The following is a 19,756-nucleotide window of genomic DNA, read 5'->3' as shown; positions in this document are numbered from 1 at the left end:
ATTGACCTGAACGGGATATGGCGCCTGCCATGACCCGGACCGCGCGGGTGGCGAAATTGGTAGACGCACCAGGTTTAGGTCCTGACGGTGGCAACACTGTGGGGGTTCGAGTCCCCCCCCGCGCACCACAATTAGATGGCAATCCTTCTGCCAGAAGGTGTGCAGTGCCTTGTTTGAAAGCCGGCTTCTCCTGGGGTCGGCTTTTTATTTGCAGGTGCAGGCTTGTGCCAACAAAAAATGAGGATTTCAGCCTGTCTCTGGATTGACAATCGGCGGCTTGCTGGCATGATTTGTCGCTGGTTCAGCCATTCATGCAGCACAGATATCTGTAATGACAAAAATCCAGCAAGCGGCGTTCTGCGTGTTACTGCTAGGGGCGCCGCAAATCCATGCGCAAACGCTGGATGCCTTGCTGTCACCTGAGCCGGTCAGCTCCACGGCAGAGAGCCAGGAAGCTGCAGCACGCAACATGCGTGAACTCATAGAGCGCTTCCAGCAGGCCCGCACCGTAACAGAGAAGCTGATGCTGCTGCAGCAAATGCGGGACCTGCAAGACGAGCTGCGCGATACAGCCACACTGCTGGCCTTGCGTGCCGAAATGCAGAAAACCATCGAAAGCGGAGAGGACGTATTGAAGCCCGATGCCATTCGGGTCTTGATGGGCACGGGAGCTGCTGACGAGAACGTGCCGTTCCTGGTCGCCGCCTGGGGCAAAAAGCAACTGGCCGAACCCCTGTTCTACCGCAGCCTGGCGGCGCTGTACCCGCGCGCCAGCAAGCCCTGGCGGATGGAGATCATGAAGCTGCTGCTGCAAGGCGACATGGTGCCCAGCCGAATCAAGCTTGTGGAAGTGTGGGGCAAGCCCTCCACCCTGCAGAAGATGGATGCAGAGGAGCTTCAGGCTGTTCGCGGTTTTCTGGGCAAATGGCAGGGGGTCGTGCTGCGCTTGCAGCCGGGGCTTGGGAGCCTGGTGGTGCGTAACCTGCAATTGTGGTTGTCGGCGATGGCCAACCTGATGCAGGCCGAGAACGGTACGGCGCGTGCCGATGCGATGCTGTCCATCGTGCTGGACCCCCAGACGGACCCGCGCCTGCTGGTGGCCTGGATTCTGTCACCCGACTTCAAATCCCAGGCCTATGGCTCTCAGATCAGCCAAACCACCTGGAAGAAATGTTACGAGCGCCTGCTTGCATTGCAGGCCAGTGCACCGGATGACGAGTTCATTCGCGCCGCATGGCTGGTGCTGGAGCAGACCGGCCCCATGCGCTGACATGCCTGCCCGCTGGCAGGGGTGTGGCGGCGTGTTATTGGGCGTGGCTGGCTCATTCCTTTAAATTGCGGCCACAGGACGGCAGTTATATATAATGCTTGGTTTCGGCTTACTGCGCCAGGCATTGCCATACCCAAGGTATTTGTGATGCATGCGCTATAAGCCATTGATTTTTGGCGTGTTGATGGGCAAATTTGCCGCTCGGGCGCCGCTTCGATGGAACCCAGGTACGAGACAGTGCCGGTGCACTGCATCGGTGTTGTTGCCAGCAGGGTTCGTGCCCAACTAGGAATTACCATGGCAGTGAATGTTGAAACCCTTGAGAAGCTCGAGCGCAAGATCTCGCTGAGCTTGCCCCTGGCTTCGGTGCAGACCGAAGTGGACAGCCGCTTGAAGCGCCTGGCTCGTACCGTGAAGATGGACGGCTTCCGTCCAGGCAAGGTGCCAATGAATGTGGTGGCTCAGCGCTATGGCTATTCTGTCCAGTACGAAGTGCTGAACGAAAAGGTGGGTGAGGCGTTTGCCAAGGCTGCCAATGAAGCAGAACTGCGTGTGGCAGGCCAGCCCAAGATCACCGAAAAGGAAGGTGCTCCAGAGGGCGAGCTGGCATTCGACGCCGTGTTCGAAGTGTTCCCTGAAGTCAAGATCGGCGATCTGGCCACTGCAGAAGTGGAAAAGCTGACGGCCGATGTGGACGACGCCGCCATCGACAAGACCATCGACATCCTGCGCAAGCAGCGCCGCACGTTTGCCCAGCGTCCTGCTGATGCAGCCGCTGTGGACGGCGACCGCGTGACCGTGGACTTCGAAGGCAAGATCGACGGCGAACCCTTTGCCGGCGGCAAGGCCGAAGGCTTCCAGTTCCTGATCGGCGAAGGCCAGATGCTCAAGGAATTCGAAGACGCAGTGCGCGGCATGAAGACGGGTGAGTCCAAGACTTTCCCTCTGGCATTCCCTGAGGACTACCACGGTAAGGAAGTGGCTGGCAAGACCGCCGACTTCCTAGTGACCGTCAAGAAGGTGGAAGCCGCCAACCTGCCTGAAGTGACCGAGGCCTTTGCCAAGACCCTGGGCATTGCCGACGGCTCCGTTGAAGGCCTGCGCGCCGACATCAAGAAGAACCTGGAGCGTGAAGTGAAGTTCCGTGTTCAGTCGCGCAACAAGCAAGCCGTGATGGAAGCCCTGGTGTCCAAGGCCGAACTGGACCTGCCCAAGGCCAGCATCGACGCTGAAGTCGGTCGTCTGCTCGAAGGCGCCCGTGCCGAATTGAAGCAGCGCGGCATCAAGGATGCCGACAAGGCAGAAATCCCTGCTGACGTGTTCCTGCCACAAGCCGAGCGTCGCGTGCGCCTGGGCCTGGTGGTGGCTGAGCTGGTCAAGTCCAACAAGCTGGAAGCAACGCCCGAGCAGATCAAGGCCCATGTGGACGATCTGGCTTCGAGCTACGAAAAGCCTGAAGATGTGGTGCGTTGGTACTTTGGCGACCGCCAGCGTCTGGCCGAAGTCGAAGCCGTCGTGATTGAAAACAATGTGACGGATTTCGTGCTGGGCAAGGCCAAAGTCACCGACAAGACGGTGTCGTTCGACGAACTGATGGGCCAGCAGGCCTGATCGGCTGTGGCAGACAGGGGATTGCCGCGTCGGCAACCCTCCGTTTGACGGCCAACCCACGCAGGGGCTTGTGCTTTTGGGCGCAGGCCCCATTTTGTTGGGGTACAGTTAGTCGATTCACACAGAATTCGAAGCTAGCTTCCACCTATCCTCAATGGAGATGCAATGAGCGCACAAGATATTCAGAACTTGGGTTTGATCCCGATGGTGATCGAGCAATCGGGCCGTGGAGAGCGCTCGTTTGATATTTACTCGCGCCTGCTCAAGGACCGCGTGATTTTCCTGGTCGGCGAAGTGAACGACCAGACGGCCAACCTGGTGGTTGCCCAGTTGCTGTTTCTGGAGAGCGAAAATCCCGACAAGGACATTTCCCTCTACATTAACTCGCCAGGCGGCAGCGTGACGGCTGGCATGGCCATCTACGACACCATGCAGTTCATCAAACCGCAGGTCTCCACCATGTGCCTGGGCTTTGCTGCCAGCATGGGTGCGTTCCTGCTGGCTGCGGGCGAGAAGGGCAAGCGCTATTCGCTGCCCAATTCCAAGATCATGATCCACCAGGTGCTGGGCGGCGCGCGCGGCCAGGCAACGGATATCGAAATCCATGCCCGCGACATCATCCGTACCAAGGAACAGATGAACCGCATCCTGGCCGAACGCACGGGCCAGAGCTACGAGAAGGTCAAGAACGACACCGAGCGCGACTACTTCATGACGGCGAACGAGGCGCATGAATACGGTCTGATTGATACTGTGGTAGAAAAGCGCCCATAAGCAGGATCAAACCAAACCGGTAAAGGCGGCCTCAACCCTACCCGGTTGAGGCCGCTTTGTAGTTGGTTATCATTGTTTCCATATAGATTCGATTGAAGGCATTGCCCCCATGGCCGAGAAAAAAGGCTCATCCAGCGAAAAAACCCTGTACTGCTCGTTCTGCGGCAAAAGCCAGCATGAGGTCAAGAAACTCATTGCAGGCCCATCCGTGTTCATTTGCGATGAGTGCATCAACCTGTGCAACGACATCGTGCGCGACGAAGTGGCGGCAGAAGGCAAGGAAGGGGAAAAGCTCAAGGGCAATGACCTGCCAACGCCAGCCGATATCAAGGCCAATCTGGACAACTATGTGATTGGTCAGGATCCTGCCAAGCGCACCTTGGCCGTGGCGGTATACAACCACTACAAGCGTTTGCTGCACAAGGACAAGGCTGGCAAGGACGAGGTGGAGCTGGCCAAGAGCAACATCCTCCTTATCGGCCCGACGGGCTCCGGCAAGACCTTGCTGGCCCAGACGCTGGCGCGTCAGCTGAACGTGCCGTTTGTGATGGCCGATGCCACCACCTTGACCGAAGCCGGTTATGTGGGCGAGGACGTGGAAAACATCGTTCAGAAGCTGCTGCAAAGCTGCAACTACGATGTGGAGCGTGCCCAGCGCGGCATCGTCTATATCGATGAAATCGACAAGATCACCCGCAAGGCCGACAACCCATCGATCACCCGTGACGTGTCTGGCGAGGGTGTGCAGCAGGCGCTGCTCAAGTTGATCGAGGGCACGATGGCTTCGATTCCTCCGCAAGGCGGCCGCAAGCACCCGAACCAGGATTTTCTGCAGGTGGATACCACCAACATCCTGTTCATCTGCGGCGGTGCGTTCGCAGGTCTGGAAAAGGTGATCGAGAACCGCTCCGAAGCATCCGGTATCGGTTTCAGTGCCACGGTCAAGAGCAAGCAGCAGCGCTCCATCTCGGAAACTTTCCGAGATATCGAGCCTGAAGACCTGATCAAGTTCGGCATCATTCCCGAGTTGGTGGGGCGCCTGCCTGTGGTGACGGCACTCGCCGAGCTGTCGGAAGATGCACTGGTGCAGATCCTGACCCAGCCCAAGAACGCCTTGGTCAAGCAGTACAACAAGCTCCTGGGCATGGAAGGGGTGGAACTGGAAGTGCGCCCCGACGCCCTGACCGCCATTGCCAAGAAGGCGCTGGCGCGCAAGACGGGTGCCCGTGGCCTGCGTTCCATTCTGGAGCAATCGCTGATGACCACCATGTTCGACCTGCCGACGACCGACAATGTCGCCAAGGTTGTTGTTGAGGAGGCAACCATCAACGAAGGAAAGCCGCCACTGTTGGTCTACCGGGAAGCCGCCAAGAAGGCTTGAGTGCCTCAGCCTATATCTGGTAACCGCCAGTAGCTATTGTTTTTGATGAGCCTGCTTTTGCAGGCTCTGCCCTTTGGCAGGCTGTGGGTGCCTGTGAGAGGCGATCTCTGTCCCTACCCGTGGTTTTTCGCAAGCCGCAGGGTTGAAAAATTGCTTTTGCGAAGCATCTTCGTAAAAGTTTTAAAAGGATTTTCATGTCCGATACCCAATCCCTCACCACTCTCCCTTCGGAATTGCCCATGCTCCCGCTTCGGGACGTTGTGGTATTCCCGCACATGGTGATCCCGCTGTTTGTGGGCCGCCCCAAGAGCATCAAGGCGCTGGAGACGGCCATGGAGGCCGACCGCAAAATCATGCTGGTGGCGCAGAAGACGGCCGCCAAGGACGATCCCTCGGTAGCCGACATGTTCGATGTAGGCTGCGTCTCCACCATCCTGCAGATGCTCAAGCTGCCCGACGGCACGGTCAAGGTGCTGGTCGAAGGCGTGCAGCGTGCCCAGGTGGTTGAAATCGCAGAAGGCGAAGAATATTTCACCGCCAAGGTAGCTCCTGTGGAGCCGGGCGATGCGGCCGAGAAGGCCAGCGAGATCGAAGCATTGCGCCGTGCCGTGATGCAGCAGTTTGACCAGTACGTCAAGCTCAACAAGAAGATCCCCTCCGAGATCCTGACCTCGATTGCCGGTCTGGAGGACGCGGGACGCCTGGCCGATACCATTGCGGCGCATCTGCCGCTCAAGCTGGAAAACAAGCAGGCTGTGCTGGAGTTGCAGAACGTGCAGGACCGGCTGGAGAACCTGTACGACCAGCTCGAACGCGAAGTCGATATCCTCAATGTCGACAAGAAGATCCGCGGACGCGTCAAAAAGCAGATGGAAAAGAGCCAGCGCGACTTCTATCTGAACGAGCAGGTCAAGGCCATCCAGAAGGAACTGGGCGAAGGCGAGGACGGCGCTGACCTTGAAGAGCTGGAAAAGAAGATCCAGCTGGCCAAGATGCCGCAGGAAGCGCGCAAGAAGGCAGAGGCCGAGTTGAAGAAGCTCAAGCTGATGTCGCCTATGTCGGCAGAGGCTTCGGTGGTGCGCAACTTCCTCGAAACCTTGACGAACCTGCCCTGGAGCAAGAAGACCAAGGTCAAAAAGGATCTGGTGGCCGCCGAAGAGGTGCTCAATGCTGACCACTATGGCCTGGAAAAGGTCAAGGACCGCATTCTTGAGTATCTCGCTGTGCAGCAGCGTGTGGACAAGGTCAAGGCGCCCATCCTGTGCCTGGTGGGCCCCCCTGGCGTCGGCAAGACTTCGCTGGGCCAGTCGATTGCCAAGGCCACGGGCCGCAAGTACGTGCGCATGGCGCTGGGTGGCATGCGTGACGAGGCGGAAATCCGCGGCCACCGCCGCACCTACATCGGCGCCATGCCGGGCAAGGTGTTGCAGAGCCTGACCAAGGTGGGCACCCGCAACCCGCTGTTCCTGCTGGACGAGATCGACAAGCTGGGCATGGATTTCCGTGGCGATCCATCGAGTGCCTTGCTTGAGGTGCTGGATCCGGAGCAGAACAGCAAGTTCGGCGACCACTATGTCGAGGTTGACTTCGATCTGAGCGATGTGATGTTCGTGGCGACTTCCAACTCCATGAACATTCCACCGGCGTTGCTGGACCGCATGGAGGTGATCCGTCTCTCGGGCTATACCGAAGACGAGAAGACCAATATCGCCATGCGCTACCTGTTGCCCAAGCAGATCGAGAACAACGGCGTCAAGGATGGCGAGCTGGAGCTGCGTGAAGACGCCGTGCGCGACATCGTGCGTTACTACACCCGAGAAGCTGGCGTGCGTTCGCTGGAGCGCGAACTCTCCAAGATCTGCCGCAAGGTGGTCAAGAACATCCAGCTGGGCAAGGTGCAGGCGCCGGTCTTGGTGACCGCTGACAACCTGCCCGACTATCTGGGTGTGCGCAAGTTCACCTATGGCCACGCCGAGCAGAAGAACCAGGTCGGCCAGGTAGTCGGTCTGGCATGGACGGAAGTGGGTGGCGACCTGCTGACCATCGAAGCGGCGGCCATGCCCGGCAAGGGCGTCATCAACCGCACCGGCTCGCTGGGCGATGTGATGAAGGAATCGGTGGAGGCAGCCCGCACCGTGGTGCGCAGCCGTGCCCGTTCGCTGGGTATCCGTGATGACGTGTTTGAAAAGCGCGATATCCACATCCACGTGCCCGATGGCGCCACTCCCAAGGATGGCCCGAGCGCAGGTGCGGCGATGACGACGGCACTGGTATCGGCCCTCAGCGGCATTCCCGTGCGCGCCGATGTGGCCATGACGGGCGAAATCACGCTGCGTGGCGAGGTGACGGCGATTGGCGGTTTGAAGGAAAAGCTGCTGGCGGCACTGCGAGGCGGCATCAAGACGGTGCTGATCCCTGAAGAGAACGTCAAGGACCTGGCCGAGATTCCAGACAACGTCAAGAGCGCCATGGAAATCGTGCCCGTGCGCTGGATCGACAAGGTGCTGGACATTGCTCTGGAAGCCAAGCCCATGCCTTTGACTGATGACGCTTCGGCGGATACCCCGGTTGTGCCTGCCGCTGCTGTGGCTGCTACGGCAGCCAAGACGGAGCCTGCACGCCGCAGTCGGGCGGTCAAGCACTGACGGGAAAGCGAAACGGCCTCGCGCGAATAAAACGGGGCCGTTTCGCTCAAACGCCAAAAAAAGTGCGATACAATGCATTCCATCGCGGAGACGGTATATAATCGCTGTCTTCCGATAAAACGGATACATGCGGGAATAGCTCAGTTGGTAGAGCGCAACCTTGCCAAGGTTGAGGTCGACGGTTCGAGACCGTTTTCCCGCTCCAGATTCGTAGTGCTGGTGTACCGGTGCTGCAAACAATCCAAGGCGCGATAGCAAAGCGGTTATGCCCCGGATTGCAAATCCGGTTAGACCAGTTCGACTCTGGTTCGCGCCTCCAGAAGATGCTTGTCAGTATGTTTTGGGTTCGTGGAAAAACGAACATTTTTGCGGGAATAGCTCAGTTGGTAGAGCGCAACCTTGCCAAGGTTGAGGTCGACGGTTCGAGACCGTTTTCCCGCTCCAGTTTCAAAGCTGGTGTGATGCAGATCATGCTGGCAATGCGGGAATAGCTCAGTTGGTAGAGCGCAACCTTGCCAAGGTTGAGGTCGACGGTTCGAGACCGTTTTCCCGCTCCAGTTTTCAAAGCTGGTGTGATGCAGATCATGCTGGTAATGCGGGAATAGCTCAGTTGGTAGAGCGCAACCTTGCCAAGGTTGAGGTCGACGGTTCGAGACCGTTTTCCCGCTCCAATACGACAAGAAGGAAGCCTCGGCTTCCTTTTTTGTTGTCGGCTCACAAATCGCCAAACTGCAGGGCTTGCCCCGCTAGAATAAGCGGATGTGCTGCCTCGGTGGTGAAATTGGTAGACACCCGGGACTTAAAATCCCGTGCCGCGAAAGTGGCGTGCCGGTTCGATCCCGGCCCGAGGCACCAGTCAAGCGAAGCCAACAGGCCTGCCCTGTTGGCTTTTTCTTCGGCTGTCATCGACAAACCGGGCACAATGCCTGATAGTGTGGATGCGGCGCCGCTCGGGTGGGCGGCCTGCGCAACGGCGATGCGGCGTGCCGTGTCATCTAGTGTGGAGCAGCTGGCGCAAGCGGCGGCTCCGATTGAGGAAGGTACAGAACATGCCCAGTTACAACCCACCCTTTGAGATCCATGTCCACGGCCAGGTGTTGCTGCGGGCCGATGTCGGCTTCGACCAGCTGCAGGAGGCCTTGAAGCCCCTGTGGCAGTATGCGGGCGCGAAGTCGCTGGTCGATGGCGCTGAAAGCGCCTACGAGGAAGAGCCCGGCATCCTGTTCGAGCCCAAGGACCATATCCTGCAGATGTGCTGGACGGTACGCGGTGACGACGATTTCCGCCAGGCGCTTGATGACATGTGCATGAACCTGAACGAGCTGGCCGAGCAGGGTGCAGCCATCGAGGTTACGTTCTACGACGCCGAGTTCGACGACGAAGACCAGGACCGCAGCGCAGAGTCGCGCGATGACTTCATGATGCTGTTCGTCGGCCCGACGCCCGCAGCTATCATGCAGGTGCAGCGCGACATGCTGGTGCAGGATGTGGTCAACATGATGGAGCGCCACTTTGATGCGAGCGAGCTGCAAGGCGTTGTAGGCGAGATCGACAAGCTGTTCAGCCAGCGGTTTGATGCCCTGGTTGATTCGCTGGAAATCGGCAAGCCGCCGCGTGGTGCCGGTGGCTCGGGCGGGCACGGCGGTGGCCGCCGCCCCCGTCATTTGCATTGAATGGGGTGTTGGCGCTTGATGGATGGGCGCTGACAGCTATCAATCTTGTAGTTTTGTTTTTCTGACCAAGGCAGCCACGTGCTGCCTTGGCTGCTTTCCAGCCATGACTTCCTCTGTTCCATTGCCCTATCTGCAAGCCTACCCGCCCAACCTGCAGCAGCAGGCGATGGGTCTGGTGCAATCGGGCAAGCTGGGCGATTGGTTGCTGCAGCGCCACCCAGAGGCACACCAGATGCGCTCGGACAAGGCCTTGCATGGCTATGTGACCGGCTTGAAGACCGAGTACATGCGCAATGCCGCGCCGCTGGCCAAGGTGGTCTATGACAGCAAGCTGCAACTGGTGTACCAGGCGCTGGGCATCCATATGCGCAGTGGCAAGAACCACGGTGGCAAAACCCAGTCGCGGCATGAGATTCGCATTGGCAGCCTGTTCAAGCACGCGCCTGAGCTATTCCTGCGGATGATCGCCGTGCACGAGCTGGCCCATCTGCGCGAAACAGACCACAACAAGGCGTTCTACCAGTTGTGCGAATACATGGAGCCCGCCTACCACCAACTGGAGCTGGAGACGCGGCTGTATCTGGCCTGGCTGGATGCTGGCGGCAAGCGGTTGTGGAAAGATGCCCGAGACAGCGACGATTCAGGCGATGGCCGCTGAACTGGCGCATGTCGTCGGCAGACCCAGCCATTGCTCTGCTGCATGGCGCAGAGCGGAAACATCGCCTGTGGTGAAGAGCTGGCAAGCCTCTGCCGCCGTCCCCATCTCCACGTCCTGCTTGCGCAGCATGCCGGTGGCATGCAGCAGGCTGTACGTGCGCCGGGCCACGGGGGTGCCGGTGTCGACCAGGGTGACTCCGGGGCCCACCAGACTGCGCAGGGCATCGGCTGCGAATACGTAATGCGTGCAGCCCAGCACCAAGGTGTCGATCTCGCCAGGCGCAGTGCCAAACGTGCCCATGGCGCTTGTGTATTGTGCGCAAAGTGCTCTTATTTGTGTAGCATTCTGAGACGCTGAAATACTAGGGAGAGTGCTGTCCTCAATGGCCCGAGCAAGGCCCGCACAGGCCTGTACTACAAATTGTGTATGCGCCGAATGGGCGGCCTGCAGCGTGGCAAAGCGATGGCTGCTCACTGTGCCTTGCGTGGCAATCACCCCCACCTTGTGGGTTTTGCTGTACAGGGCGGCAGGCTTGAGCGCAGGCTCCACGCCAATGATGGGCAGGCCAGGATTGCCATCGCGCAGGCTGTCAATGGCCGCTGCCGTGGCGGTGTTGCAGGCGATGACCAAGGCCTTCACATCGTGCTGGTTGCGCATCCAGTCGGTGATACGGGCGCTGCGCGCCTGCACAAAGGCGTCTCCTCGTTCGCCATAGGGCGCATTGCCGCTATCGGCCAGATACACAAAGCGCTCGCCAGGCAGTACTTCGCGCAGTGCCTGCAGCACACTCAGGCCGCCGATGCCGCTGTCAAAGACGCCAATGGGAGAGGTGGGAGTAGGCATGGCCGCGTATGCTGTCCGTCAACAAGGTGCCGCAGATTGTAGGCAGGCCCGGGTACCTATGCATCCACCTGGGCCAACAGCATCAACGATGTGGCGACAATGCTGACTGTGAGCACCAGCAGCACCGTGGCTACCACATGCAAGGCGCGAGGCAAGGTGGGCTGCCAGCGGCGCAACAGGCAGTGGGCGGGGGTGATCAGCAGTGCCTGCAGAAAGCTGGCCGAGATGAGCACCGGCCACAGCTTATCGCCCTGGATGCGATCGAGCAGCGCTGCGTCGCCAGCAAGGAAAAACAGCTGCTCGGCCGGCCAATAGCTGGCAAAACCAGGCAGGCCCAGAAAGACAAAAGACAGCACCAGCCCTGCCGCCGTGCACAGCAAGGGGACACGCTGTTGTATGACCCAGCCCCACAGATTTTGCAAAACTGCCATATCTGCATTGTGCCTTGGGATACGAATATCAAAAATGATAGCTATAAGCGCTTTGATTTAAAGCGTTGCAATATAGAAATATGGGAATGATTCGATGCAGAATATCTGTTGCTTTGACCCATAATCCTGACTCAGCCTCTGGCCGTTGTGCAAGCAGGACAATGGGCGCGGGTGTATAAATTTGCCTTCGTCAAATGGGAGCGGCTTCGGCACGAAGGCGCACCATCCGCAGCTTTCGCGCTGCCAAACCAACAACAAGGAAATCGCAGCCATGGGCGCGCAATGGAAAGCAAAGGGCAAGGCGCTGGTCGCCGATGCCAAAGGCAAACTCTTCGGCAAACTGGTCAAGGAAATCACCGTGGCCGCACGCTTGGGCGGTGGAGACCCGGCCAGCAACTCGCGCCTGCGCATGGCAGTGGAAGCTGCCCGCAAGGCATCCATGCCCAAGGATACGCTCGAGCGTGCCATCAAGAAGGGCTCTGGCGCAGGGGCGGATGCGGTCAATTACTCGACCGTGCTGTTCGAAGGCTATGCTCCGCACCGCGTGCCGGTGATGGTGGAATGCCTGACCGACAACCCCAACCGCACCGCCCCCAATATGCGTGTGTGCTTCCGCAAGGGGCAGCTGACGGCTGTGGCCTGGGATTTTGACCATGTCGGCATGATTGAAGGCGAAGCTGAAAACGGCGCAGATGTGGAGCTGGCAGCCATCGAAGCGGGTGCGCAGGATTTCGAGCCGGGCGAGGAAGAGGGTGTGACCCTGTTCATCACCGAGCCCACCGACCTGGACACCGTGAGCAAGGCGCTGCCTGAGCAAGGCATCAAGGTGCTGTCTGCCAAGCTGGGCTACAAGGCCAAGAACCCCGTGAGCATGGGTGGCTTGCCCCCCGAGGCACAGGAAGAAGTGCAAGCCTTTCTGGCCGGTCTTGAAAACGATGACGACGTGCAGCACGTCTACGTGGGCCTGGTTGACTGAGCCATGTGCAACATCACCTTGAAGCAGCCCGTGTGGCTGCTTTTTTTATGTCTGCGGCGAAAAAATTTTCGCAAAATGTAGTTCTTGGTAGGCAGAGCGCGTATGGCCCATTGACAGCGCGTGCAACTTGTGCCGAAATGCGCCTGCGCTGGTCTTCGGCGTAGTTTTTAAAAGAGCCTATTCCATGAAAAAACTCATCGTTCTCGCCGGTATCGCGCTGGCATCCCAGTTTGCCTTGGCTGCCGACAAGGCACCCACCGCGCAACAACAGCTGATGGGCACCTGCAACACCGAAGCCAAGACCAAGGAACTCAAGGGTGACGACCGCAAGCAGTTCATGTCCAGTTGCCTGTCTGATGGCCGCAAGCGCCAGCAGGAACGCATGAAGGCCTGCAACGTGGACGCTACCGGCAAGAAGGGTGACGAGCGCAAGGCTTTCATGAGCGAGTGCCTCAAGAAGTAAGCGGCGCTGCCTGATGATGAAAGGCCTGCATGGGAATGCAGGCCTTTTGCTTTTCAGTCGATGGACGACGGGCGGGCGCTGCGGTGCTCCGGTCAGCCCTGCGCCTGGGCGGTAGGGGTTGCATTCCACTGCTGCACGAAGGCCTGGCGAAAATCTGCAACCCACTGCGCGCGTCGCTCTGCCTCCTGCCTGCCCGCTGCGGTCTGCATGGTGGGAGGTAACTGCAGTAGCTTGGCGGCGATATGGTCCAGCGTGAACTGTTGGTCGTCCAAGGTGCGCTCTGTGGCAAGCGGATCTGTTGCATGCGCCAGCGTGCGGCCCAACTGGCCGCCGATATGGAACATGCGCGCCAGGCCCACAGGGCCCAGGGCATCAAGCCGGTCGGCATCCTGCACGATCTGTGCTTCCAGGGTGGCGGGCGTGATCCGGGCAGAAAAGCTGTGGGCTGCAATGGCATGGGCCACGGGCTCCAGCTTCTCTGCGGGAAAGCCTTGGGCGAGCAGCAGTGCGGTGGCTCGTTCGGCAGCCATGCGTGATGCCTGCGCGCGATCGGGGTGGCTTTTGGGCAGGTTCACCACATCATGCAAATAGCAGGCAGCCAGCACGACCAATGCATCAGCCTGCGGGTAGTGTTGCAGCAGCTGCTGCGCATTTCCCCATACGCGCTGCAGGTGCGAGGTGTCGTGGGCCGCGTCCTGGTCCATCTCCTGCGCGGCCAGTTGCTGGCAACGTACCTGCCAGTGCTGCAGATCATCTGTCATCGCCATCATTTGCCCTGGCGCTGGAACACCAGCGTGCGGTTATTGGCTGGCATGGCATGGTCTTGCAGTAGTTGCAGGCCATGGTGTTGGGCGAGCGCCAGCACATCCTCAAAGTGGCGGATGCCGCTTTGCGCATCGCGCTGGCGCAGCCAGGCGTCGAAGGCACGGTTGCTGTCGCTGGTGAATTGGCCTCCATCGTTGAAAGGGCCATAGACGGCAAAGATTCCATCCACCGGCAGGTGAGCGCCCACGAGTGCCACCAGGTTTTCTACCAGGGGCCACGCAATGATGTGCAGGGTATTGGCCGTAAAAACGGCGTCAAAAGCACCGTTAGCGGTTTGGGGCCACTGCGCCGTGTTCAGATCCAGTGGCAGCGGCGCGCGCAGATTGGGCGCCGGGTGCGCGGCATGCCAGGCCCGGATGCCGGCATGGTGCTCAGGCAGATCGCTGGTTTGCCATACCAGCTGTGGCAACTGCGGCGCAAAGTACACGCTGTGCTGGCCCGTGCCTGAGCCAATCTCCAATACATGGCGCCGTCCCTTCATTGCATCGCGCAGCACGGCCAGGATCGGCTCTCGGTTGTTTTCACAGGCTTGGGAGAAGGGCAGATCGATCATATTGCGGGGGCAAAAAAGCGAGCTGCCGAGTATGCCGCAGGCAGCCTGGGCATGAACGCGTGGGTGTTTAGGCCCCCCGCACCATCTGCATGATCTTGGCCGTATTCAGCCCGCGCGCGGTCTCCTGCATCTGCGGCAGGTAGCGTTCCTGCAGCACGCGTCCGTCCTGCATCACATGCTGGTAGGCGTTTTTCAGCATCTCGGTGGACAACTGGCGGCCTCCTGCATAGTACTGGTTGGCCACATGGCCCAGTGCGTAGGTGCTGGCAAAGCTCATGCCGCTGCTGACGGCCTGGCGGCCCAGCCCGCCCAACAGGCCTTTGCCAGCCTTGCCTAGCAGGCCACCGAGCAGCTTGCGGCCAGCTTGCTCCAGGTATTGCGATGTCAGGCCGACACCCAGTGCAGCCAGCAGGTCCTTGATGTGGCCACGGTCCAGCTCATAGCCGTAGCTCTGGCCAATCTGGTAGACCAATCGCATCTGCAGCGGAATGATGGCGAGGGTGGAGAGGTTTTCTGGCAGCAGCTCGATGGCGCCGTTCAGAATCGACGCCTTGAGAATCTTGCTGTCCATGTCGGCTGCGGTCAGCTGGCTGGGGCGGCGCTGGTCGGCTCCGTTGGGCAGCGTATCAACAGCTGCTGGGTGCGGAACCGGGCCACTGCCGATGGCCACAGGCGCAGCCCCTTCGTGTGCGGCCACCCTGAGCGGCGCCTCGGCAATGGTCTGGGCATCGCGCTCAAAAGTCGGGGGCGTCGTCGGTGCAGGGCTTGCAGCCGCTGTAACAGCCGCGCTGGCAGTATTGCCACCGAGCTGCCAGGCTTGCCGAAGCGATGCAAGAAAGGCTTCTTCCTTGGCGCTGGTCTGGCCGTCAGCCTCGCACACGCACACGGCCATTTCGTATGCCAGCTGGCGCGAATCAGCGCTGCTGAGCTGTGCTTGCACATCGGCCAATTGCACCCGGCGCAGCAGCACATCCTGGTACAGGCTGGGCAGGTTCACCTGATGGTCACCGGCCAGTCCTTCGGCGACCTGGCGGATCTGTTCGCGTTCGCGGTCATGTTTCTCGCCATCGGCAAAGGATGCCAGCAGGCAAATCGTCAATGTGGCGCGGATTTCGTCAGCGGTCATGGGCGGTGATCCTGGTCGTGAAAGAGCCTATTGGACAAGGCGTTGTACCGCAGGTTCCGCCAGTTGCGTAACCGGGTGCAATTCAGCGCGCTGGCTCTGCGACGGGCATGGGCTGGCTGCAGGCGTCTGGCACATCCCCCAAGAAGAACAAAACCGCCCAAAGGCGGTCCTGTTTACTCCAATGCTGGGCAGCTCAGTGCATCAGGCGCCAGCCAGGGCAATGCCTTTGAACTCGCCCGAGGCGATGCGCTTGCTCCACTCGGCGGGGCCGGTGTTATGGGCGCTGGTGCCGCCGGCATCGACAGCCACGGTTACGGGCATGTCGACCACGTCGAACTCGTAGATGGCTTCCATGCCCAGGTCTTCAAAGCCCACGACCTTGGCGTGCTTGATGGCCTTGGAGACGAGGTAGGCGGCGCCGCCCACGGCCATCAGGTAGGCACTCTTGTGGTTCTTGATGGCCTCGATGGCGACCGGGCCGCGTTCGGACTTGCCGATCATCGCGATCAGGCCGGTCTTGGACAGCATCATGTCGGTGAACTTGTCCATGCGGGTGGCGGTGGTGGGGCCTGCAGGGCCAACGACTTCGTCGCGCACGGGGTCTACGGGGCCCACGTAGTAGATCACGCGGTTGGTGAAGTCCACGGGCAGCTTTTCGCCCTTGGCCAGCATGTCCTGGATGCGCTTGTGCGCTGCGTCGCGGCCGGTGAGCATCTTGCCGTTGAGCAAGATGGTGTCGCCGGGTTTCCAGCTGGCCACTTCTTCCTTGGTCAGGGTGTTCAGGTCGACGCGCTTGGACTTGTTGTAGTCGGGGGCCCATTCAATCTTGGGCCACAGATCCAGCGAAGGTGCTTCCAGGTACACGGGGCCCGAGCCGTCCATCACGAAGTGGGCGTGGCGCGTGGCTGCGCAGTTGGGGATCATGGCTACGGGCTTGGAGGCCGCGTGCGTGGGGTACATGTTGATCTTGACGTCCAGCACCGTGGTCAGGCCACCCAGGCCTTGTGCGCCAATGCCCAGGGCATTGACCTTTTCGAAGAGTTCCAGACGCAGTTCTTCGACCTGATCGAGTTTTTCACCCCGGGCCGCCTTTTGCTGCAGCTCGTACATGTTCAGGTCTTCCATCAGGCTTTCCTTGGCCAAGAGGACAGCTTTCTCTGCAGTACCGCCGATGCCGATGCCCAGCATGCCCGGTGGGCACCAGCCAGCGCCCATGGTGGGTACGGTCTTCAGAACCCAGTCGACGAGGTTGTCGCTCGGGTTCATCATGATCATCTTGGACTTGTTCTCCGAGCCGCCGCCCTTGGCTGCCACGGTCACGTCGAGCTTGTCGCCGGGCACGATCTGCACGTTGATGACGGCAGGCGTGTTGTCCTTCGTGTTCTTGCGGGCGAATTGTGGGTCGGCCACGACCGAGGCGCGCAGCGTGTTGTCGGGGTGGTTGTAGCCACGGCGCACGCCTTCGTTGATGGCGTCTTCCAGGCCCATGGTGAAGCCTTCCCATTTGACATCCATGCCCACCTTGAGGAACACGTTCACGATACCGGTGTCCTGGCAGATGGGGCGCTGGCCGGTGGCGCTCATCTTCGAGTTGGTCAGGATCTGCGCCATCGCATCCTTGGCCGCCGGGCTCTGCTCGCGCTCATAGGCGCGGGCCAGGTGCTGGATGAAATCGGGCGTGTGGTAGTAGCTGATGTACTGGAGGGCGCCTGCGATCGAGTCGATCAGGTCCTGCTGACGGATGGAGGTGGTCATCGTGAAGCTTCTCGGGTTATAGGGCGCCTGGCTGGCGCGGGAAAACCCGCTAATTATCGGCGCTACTGGGATTCCCGTGCAGGCAAAGCCCGAGAACTCTTCTATAAGACTGTCAGGAATACATGGCACGAAATGTGGTCTGTGGCGGATCGCTAGCTCGTACAGGTGACAAAAAAGGACACCCGGAGGTGTCCTGCGCTGTGTCCCGGCGGCGTCTGCCGCAGGCTTTACGGCTTGGCGCCCATGTTCAGCAGGTTCATCTTTTGTCCATTGACGATCACGTCCCCCGGTTTCTGGTCTGCCTTGCAGGGCCCGATCCATTTGGCAACCATGGTGGTTTTGCTGCCCGAGATACCGGCCATTGGCGGGTTGAAGGTCGAGTCGGCAGTCATGGTGTATTCCTGCTCGAAATCGCCGGACATCACGCTTTTGGATTCCAGCTTGGACGGTCCCATCTGGCAGATGGAGTGGCCCACATACTTGTTGCCTTCCTTGGCGTTGTCATTTTTCTCGCATTTCATGCCGGCCATCATGCCTGCCCCCATCTTCTGGAGCGCCTGGTCGCTGGCCTTGTCCACACACTGCAGCGTGACCTGTTCGGGGTTCTTGGTGGCCCCGGTGGTGCCGTTGGTGGTGATCTGCCACAGGCCGGCCTTGCGGGCAGGGTAGTCGAGTGCGGACGCGGTCAGTGGTATCGCTGCTGCAATCAGACAAGCTGCAGTGACGCGTGCGGTATATCGGGAGGCGATGGATGGACGAGAGATGCGCATGGAATTCCTTGGTTTTGGATGGAATATGGCTGGTGCCCATGGGGCAGATGGTGCAGCCGATTATTCATGGATGGCGCCATGCGCGGGTCGAAATTTGTAACCGACGCTGGTCTCCTGGATTTGTGGGATGAGAGATCAGTGCTGTTTGAATTGACGGCATTTCCTGTCAGGCGGGCTCGCACAGGACATGGTGCAATGGGGTGAGTCGCCAGTGGCGATGGCTGTGGTAGCTGCCCCGCGGCTCAAGGACCAGGGAGGTTGTCATGAGTGAACTGGATACCAGGCACCGCAATGCATTGCCCAATGATGAATTCGCCTTTCTTCACCAGCGCAAATTGCCGCTGGAAGATGCATCCCATGTGCGCAACGCGGTTGCCCGTTTCAACCGGGTGGGCGATGTCAGCGATGATGAGCGTGACCATGCATGGTCGCGCATACGGAGTGCGGCCAGAAAGTTCGGTGTTGCCATCAGCGAAAAGAGCTGGCGTGAGTTGGGCAAGGGCTGAGCGCAGGGTCAGGAATCATCATTTTTCATCAGGAGTCATTTCATGGCGGCGGTTCGGCAGGAAAAAGATACGTTCGGTTTGATCGATGTGCCCAGCAACAAGCTATGGGGCGCGCAGACACAGCGCTCGATCCAGAACTTCAATATCAGTGGTGAACACCAGCCGCGCGAGATCATTCACGCGCTGGCCCAGGTGAAGAGGGCCTCTGCCACGGTCAACCACAAGCTGGGCCTGCTGGATGAAAGGAAAGCGCGGGCCATCGTGGCTGCAGCCGACGAAGTGATTGCAGGCCAGCACCCGGATGAGTTTCCGCTGGTGGTGTGGCAAACGGGCTCGGGTACGCAGACCAACATGAATGTCAACGAGGTACTGGCCAACCGTGCAAGCGAGCTGCTCGGCGGTGAGCGCGGCGAATCACGCCTGGTGCACCCCAATGACGATGTGAACAAGAGCCAGTCGAGCAACGACGTCTACCCCACGGCCATGCATGTGGCGGCGGTGACGGCCGTCGAGCAAAAGCTGTTGCCTGCGATTGCGCAACTGCACCGTACGCTCAAGGCCAAGAGCATCGAATTTGCCGACATCGTCAAGATCGGCCGCACCCATCTGCAGGATGCCACGCCATTGACACTGGGGCAGGAAATTTCAGGATGGGTGGCACAGCTGGAGCATGGCGAGCGCCACATCAAGGCCGCGCTGCCGCATTTGTACGAGCTGGCGCTGGGCGGCACGGCGGTGGGCACGGGCTTGAATGCACCCAAGGGCTATGCGGAAGGCGTGGCCCAGGAGCTGGCGGCCATCACCGGCTACCCCTTCATCACCTCGCCCAACAAGTTTGAATCGCTGGCCAGTTGCGATGGCCTGGTGCATGCGCATGGCGCCCTCAAGACCCTGGCTGCCAGCCTGATGAAGATTGCCAACGATGTGCGGTGGCTGGCCAGTGGCCCGCGCAGCGGGCTGGGTGAGCTCTCCATCCCCGAGAACGAGCCGGGCTCCTCCATCATGCCGGGCAAGGTCAACCCCACGCAGTGCGAAGCCATGACCATGCTGTGTGCCCAGGTGTTCGGCAACGACGTGGCCATCAACTTTGGGGGCGCATCGGGCAATTTCGAGCTCAATGTGTTCCGTCCGCTGGTGGCGCATAACTTCCTGCAAAGCGTGCGGTTGCTCGCCGATGGCATGGTCAGCTTCAATGACCATTGTGCTGTGGGGATTGAGCCCAACCGCGAGCGCATTGCAGAGCTGGTCGGGCGTTCGTTGATGCTGGTGACGGCGCTGAACACCCACATCGGCTACGACAAGGCAGCTTTCATCGCCAAGAAGGCGCACAAGGAAGGCTCCAGCCTGCGTGATGCGGCGATTGCCAGCGGCCATGTGACGGCCGAGCAGTTCGACCAATGGGTGGTGCCGGAGCAGATGGTCGGCAACCTGTAAGCACCGTTGCTGGTGTGAAAAAGGGATCCGCAGGCCGGATCCCTTTTTCCTGCGCGTTCTGA

The 19,756-nt window shown here is 59.9% G+C and carries 18 protein-coding genes and 7 tRNA genes; 18 read left to right on the top strand and 7 right to left on the bottom strand.

Features of this window, described 5'->3' with window-relative positions:
• The first annotated feature begins 41 nt into the window (after positions 1 to 41).
• The 14 genes from ABIE32_RS06215 (at position 42) to ABIE32_RS06150 (ending at position 10,012) form a co-directional block, all read left to right on the top strand.
• Positions 42 to 128: transfer RNA gene (locus tag ABIE32_RS06215), tRNA-Leu, on the top strand.
• A gap of 203 nt (positions 129 to 331) precedes the next feature.
• The gene (locus tag ABIE32_RS06210) at positions 332 to 1,270 is read left to right on the top strand and encodes a hypothetical protein (RefSeq protein WP_429014765.1); all 939 of its coding nucleotides are present in this window, start codon (positions 332 to 334) and stop codon (positions 1,268 to 1,270) included.
• Between the two features lie 297 nt (positions 1,271 to 1,567).
• Complete coding sequence (gene tig, locus ABIE32_RS06205; protein ID WP_429014763.1) at positions 1,568 to 2,881, top strand: trigger factor; 1,314 nt, start codon at positions 1,568 to 1,570, stop codon at positions 2,879 to 2,881.
• Between the two features lie 165 nt (positions 2,882 to 3,046).
• Positions 3,047 to 3,655 carry an ATP-dependent Clp endopeptidase proteolytic subunit ClpP gene (gene clpP, locus ABIE32_RS06200; RefSeq protein ID WP_224149965.1) on the top strand — a complete coding sequence of 203 codons (609 nt, stop codon included), beginning with the start codon at positions 3,047 to 3,049 and terminating at the stop codon, positions 3,653 to 3,655.
• Between the two features lie 109 nt (positions 3,656 to 3,764).
• The gene (clpX, locus tag ABIE32_RS06195) at positions 3,765 to 5,036 is read left to right on the top strand and encodes an ATP-dependent Clp protease ATP-binding subunit ClpX (protein ID WP_224149964.1); all 1,272 of its coding nucleotides are present in this window, start codon (positions 3,765 to 3,767) and stop codon (positions 5,034 to 5,036) included.
• Between the two features lie 194 nt (positions 5,037 to 5,230).
• Positions 5,231 to 7,681, top strand: coding sequence for an endopeptidase La (lon, locus tag ABIE32_RS06190; RefSeq protein WP_429014761.1), 2,451 nt, complete (start codon positions 5,231 to 5,233; stop codon positions 7,679 to 7,681).
• A gap of 129 nt (positions 7,682 to 7,810) precedes the next feature.
• A tRNA-Gly gene (locus ABIE32_RS06185) sits at positions 7,811 to 7,886 on the top strand.
• Between the two features lie 40 nt (positions 7,887 to 7,926).
• Positions 7,927 to 8,000 (top strand) — tRNA-Cys (locus ABIE32_RS06180).
• Positions 8,001 to 8,049: 49 nt separating this feature from the next.
• Positions 8,050 to 8,125, top strand: a tRNA-Gly gene (locus ABIE32_RS06175).
• 37 nt (positions 8,126 to 8,162) lie between these two features.
• A tRNA-Gly gene (locus ABIE32_RS06170) sits at positions 8,163 to 8,238 on the top strand.
• A gap of 38 nt (positions 8,239 to 8,276) precedes the next feature.
• Positions 8,277 to 8,352, top strand: a tRNA-Gly gene (locus ABIE32_RS06165).
• Between the two features lie 95 nt (positions 8,353 to 8,447).
• Positions 8,448 to 8,536: transfer RNA gene (locus tag ABIE32_RS06160), tRNA-Leu, on the top strand.
• Positions 8,537 to 8,730: 194 nt separating this feature from the next.
• Complete coding sequence (locus tag ABIE32_RS06155; protein WP_184707490.1) at positions 8,731 to 9,354, top strand: DUF6806 family protein; 624 nt, start codon at positions 8,731 to 8,733, stop codon at positions 9,352 to 9,354.
• Positions 9,355 to 9,457: 103 nt separating this feature from the next.
• Entirely contained in the window at positions 9,458 to 10,012 is a 555-nt protein-coding gene (locus ABIE32_RS06150) for a YgjP-like metallopeptidase domain-containing protein (RefSeq protein ID WP_429014758.1), read from the top strand.
• Here the strand turns inward: ABIE32_RS06150 and murI are convergent.
• On the bottom strand, positions 9,995 to 10,855 hold the full coding sequence (gene murI / locus ABIE32_RS06145) for a glutamate racemase (RefSeq protein ID WP_429014757.1): 861 nt from the start codon (positions 10,853 to 10,855) through the stop codon (positions 9,995 to 9,997). The two genes, ABIE32_RS06150 and murI, sit on opposite strands and share 18 nt — an antisense overlap.
• A gap of 56 nt (positions 10,856 to 10,911) precedes the next feature.
• Positions 10,912 to 11,286, bottom strand: coding sequence for a hypothetical protein (locus tag ABIE32_RS06140; RefSeq protein WP_429014756.1), 375 nt, complete (start codon positions 11,284 to 11,286; stop codon positions 10,912 to 10,914).
• Positions 11,287 to 11,557: 271 nt separating this feature from the next.
• Between ABIE32_RS06140 and ABIE32_RS06135 the strand changes: the two genes are divergently transcribed.
• Positions 11,558 to 12,262, top strand: a complete 705-nt coding sequence (locus ABIE32_RS06135) for a YebC/PmpR family DNA-binding transcriptional regulator (RefSeq protein ID WP_224149959.1) — start codon at positions 11,558 to 11,560, stop codon at positions 12,260 to 12,262.
• A 184-nt stretch (positions 12,263 to 12,446) separates the two neighbouring features.
• On the top strand, positions 12,447 to 12,725 hold the full coding sequence (locus ABIE32_RS06130) for a PsiF family protein (RefSeq protein WP_224149958.1): 279 nt from the start codon (positions 12,447 to 12,449) through the stop codon (positions 12,723 to 12,725).
• 92 nt (positions 12,726 to 12,817) lie between these two features.
• Here ABIE32_RS06130 and ABIE32_RS06125 read toward each other — a convergent pair whose 3' ends face one another.
• The 5 genes from ABIE32_RS06125 to ABIE32_RS06105 all read right to left on the bottom strand — a co-directional run bounded on the left by ABIE32_RS06125 (position 12,818) and on the right by ABIE32_RS06105 (position 17,754).
• Complete coding sequence (locus ABIE32_RS06125; protein WP_429014753.1) at positions 12,818 to 13,486, bottom strand: HD domain-containing protein; 669 nt, start codon at positions 13,484 to 13,486, stop codon at positions 12,818 to 12,820.
• Between the two features lie 5 nt (positions 13,487 to 13,491).
• Positions 13,492 to 14,103: a DUF938 domain-containing protein gene (locus ABIE32_RS06120; protein ID WP_429014751.1), complete on the bottom strand. Its 612-nt coding sequence runs from the start codon at positions 14,101 to 14,103 to the stop codon at positions 13,492 to 13,494.
• 67 nt (positions 14,104 to 14,170) lie between these two features.
• Positions 14,171 to 15,229: a YcjF family protein gene (locus ABIE32_RS06115; protein WP_429014750.1), complete on the bottom strand. Its 1,059-nt coding sequence runs from the start codon at positions 15,227 to 15,229 to the stop codon at positions 14,171 to 14,173.
• Positions 15,230 to 15,430: 201 nt separating this feature from the next.
• Positions 15,431 to 16,984, bottom strand: a complete 1,554-nt coding sequence (locus ABIE32_RS06110) for a fumarate hydratase (protein WP_184708317.1) — start codon at positions 16,982 to 16,984, stop codon at positions 15,431 to 15,433.
• 227 nt (positions 16,985 to 17,211) lie between these two features.
• Positions 17,212 to 17,754, bottom strand: a complete 543-nt coding sequence (locus ABIE32_RS06105; protein WP_429014748.1) for a DUF3617 domain-containing protein — start codon at positions 17,752 to 17,754, stop codon at positions 17,212 to 17,214.
• Positions 17,755 to 18,017: 263 nt separating this feature from the next.
• Between ABIE32_RS06105 and ABIE32_RS06100 the strand changes: the two genes are divergently transcribed.
• The gene (locus ABIE32_RS06100) at positions 18,018 to 18,260 is read left to right on the top strand and encodes a DUF6582 domain-containing protein (RefSeq protein ID WP_429014746.1); all 243 of its coding nucleotides are present in this window, start codon (positions 18,018 to 18,020) and stop codon (positions 18,258 to 18,260) included.
• Between the two features lie 42 nt (positions 18,261 to 18,302).
• Positions 18,303 to 19,694: a class II fumarate hydratase gene (gene fumC, locus ABIE32_RS06095; RefSeq protein WP_224149953.1), complete on the top strand. Its 1,392-nt coding sequence runs from the start codon at positions 18,303 to 18,305 to the stop codon at positions 19,692 to 19,694.
• The last annotated feature ends 62 nt before the right edge of the window (positions 19,695 to 19,756 follow it).

The sequence above is a fragment of the Comamonas sp. 4034 genome (assembly GCF_050434545.1).
Classification (GTDB): domain Bacteria; phylum Pseudomonadota; class Gammaproteobacteria; order Burkholderiales; family Burkholderiaceae_C; genus Comamonas; species Comamonas odontotermitis.
Note: the sequence above shows the minus strand (reverse complement) of the source record. Positions and strands in the feature narration are given on the sequence as shown.

Coding starts and splice junctions, on each gene's coding strand:
- murI (WP_429014757.1), bottom strand. CDS start 10,855: ATGCCTACTCCCACCTCTCCCATTGGCGTCTTTGACAGCGGCATCGGC.
- ABIE32_RS06140 (WP_429014756.1), bottom strand. CDS start 11,286: ATGGCAGTTTTGCAAAATCTGTGGGGCTGGGTCATACAACAGCGTGTC.
- clpP (WP_224149965.1), top strand. CDS start 3,047: ATGAGCGCACAAGATATTCAGAACTTGGGTTTGATCCCGATGGTGATC.
- ABIE32_RS06210 (WP_429014765.1), top strand. CDS start 332: ATGACAAAAATCCAGCAAGCGGCGTTCTGCGTGTTACTGCTAGGGGCG.
- ABIE32_RS06135 (WP_224149959.1), top strand. CDS start 11,558: ATGGGCGCGCAATGGAAAGCAAAGGGCAAGGCGCTGGTCGCCGATGCC.
- ABIE32_RS06110 (WP_184708317.1), bottom strand. CDS start 16,984: ATGACCACCTCCATCCGTCAGCAGGACCTGATCGACTCGATCGCAGGC.
- ABIE32_RS06115 (WP_429014750.1), bottom strand. CDS start 15,229: ATGACCGCTGACGAAATCCGCGCCACATTGACGATTTGCCTGCTGGCA.
- clpX (WP_224149964.1), top strand. CDS start 3,765: ATGGCCGAGAAAAAAGGCTCATCCAGCGAAAAAACCCTGTACTGCTCG.
- fumC (WP_224149953.1), top strand. CDS start 18,303: ATGGCGGCGGTTCGGCAGGAAAAAGATACGTTCGGTTTGATCGATGTG.
- ABIE32_RS06100 (WP_429014746.1), top strand. CDS start 18,018: ATGAGTGAACTGGATACCAGGCACCGCAATGCATTGCCCAATGATGAA.
- ABIE32_RS06125 (WP_429014753.1), bottom strand. CDS start 13,486: ATGACAGATGATCTGCAGCACTGGCAGGTACGTTGCCAGCAACTGGCC.
- lon (WP_429014761.1), top strand. CDS start 5,231: ATGTCCGATACCCAATCCCTCACCACTCTCCCTTCGGAATTGCCCATG.
- tig (WP_429014763.1), top strand. CDS start 1,568: ATGGCAGTGAATGTTGAAACCCTTGAGAAGCTCGAGCGCAAGATCTCG.
- ABIE32_RS06155 (WP_184707490.1), top strand. CDS start 8,731: ATGCCCAGTTACAACCCACCCTTTGAGATCCATGTCCACGGCCAGGTG.
- ABIE32_RS06130 (WP_224149958.1), top strand. CDS start 12,447: ATGAAAAAACTCATCGTTCTCGCCGGTATCGCGCTGGCATCCCAGTTT.
- ABIE32_RS06105 (WP_429014748.1), bottom strand. CDS start 17,754: ATGCGCATCTCTCGTCCATCCATCGCCTCCCGATATACCGCACGCGTC.
- ABIE32_RS06150 (WP_429014758.1), top strand. CDS start 9,458: ATGACTTCCTCTGTTCCATTGCCCTATCTGCAAGCCTACCCGCCCAAC.
- ABIE32_RS06120 (WP_429014751.1), bottom strand. CDS start 14,103: ATGATCGATCTGCCCTTCTCCCAAGCCTGTGAAAACAACCGAGAGCCG.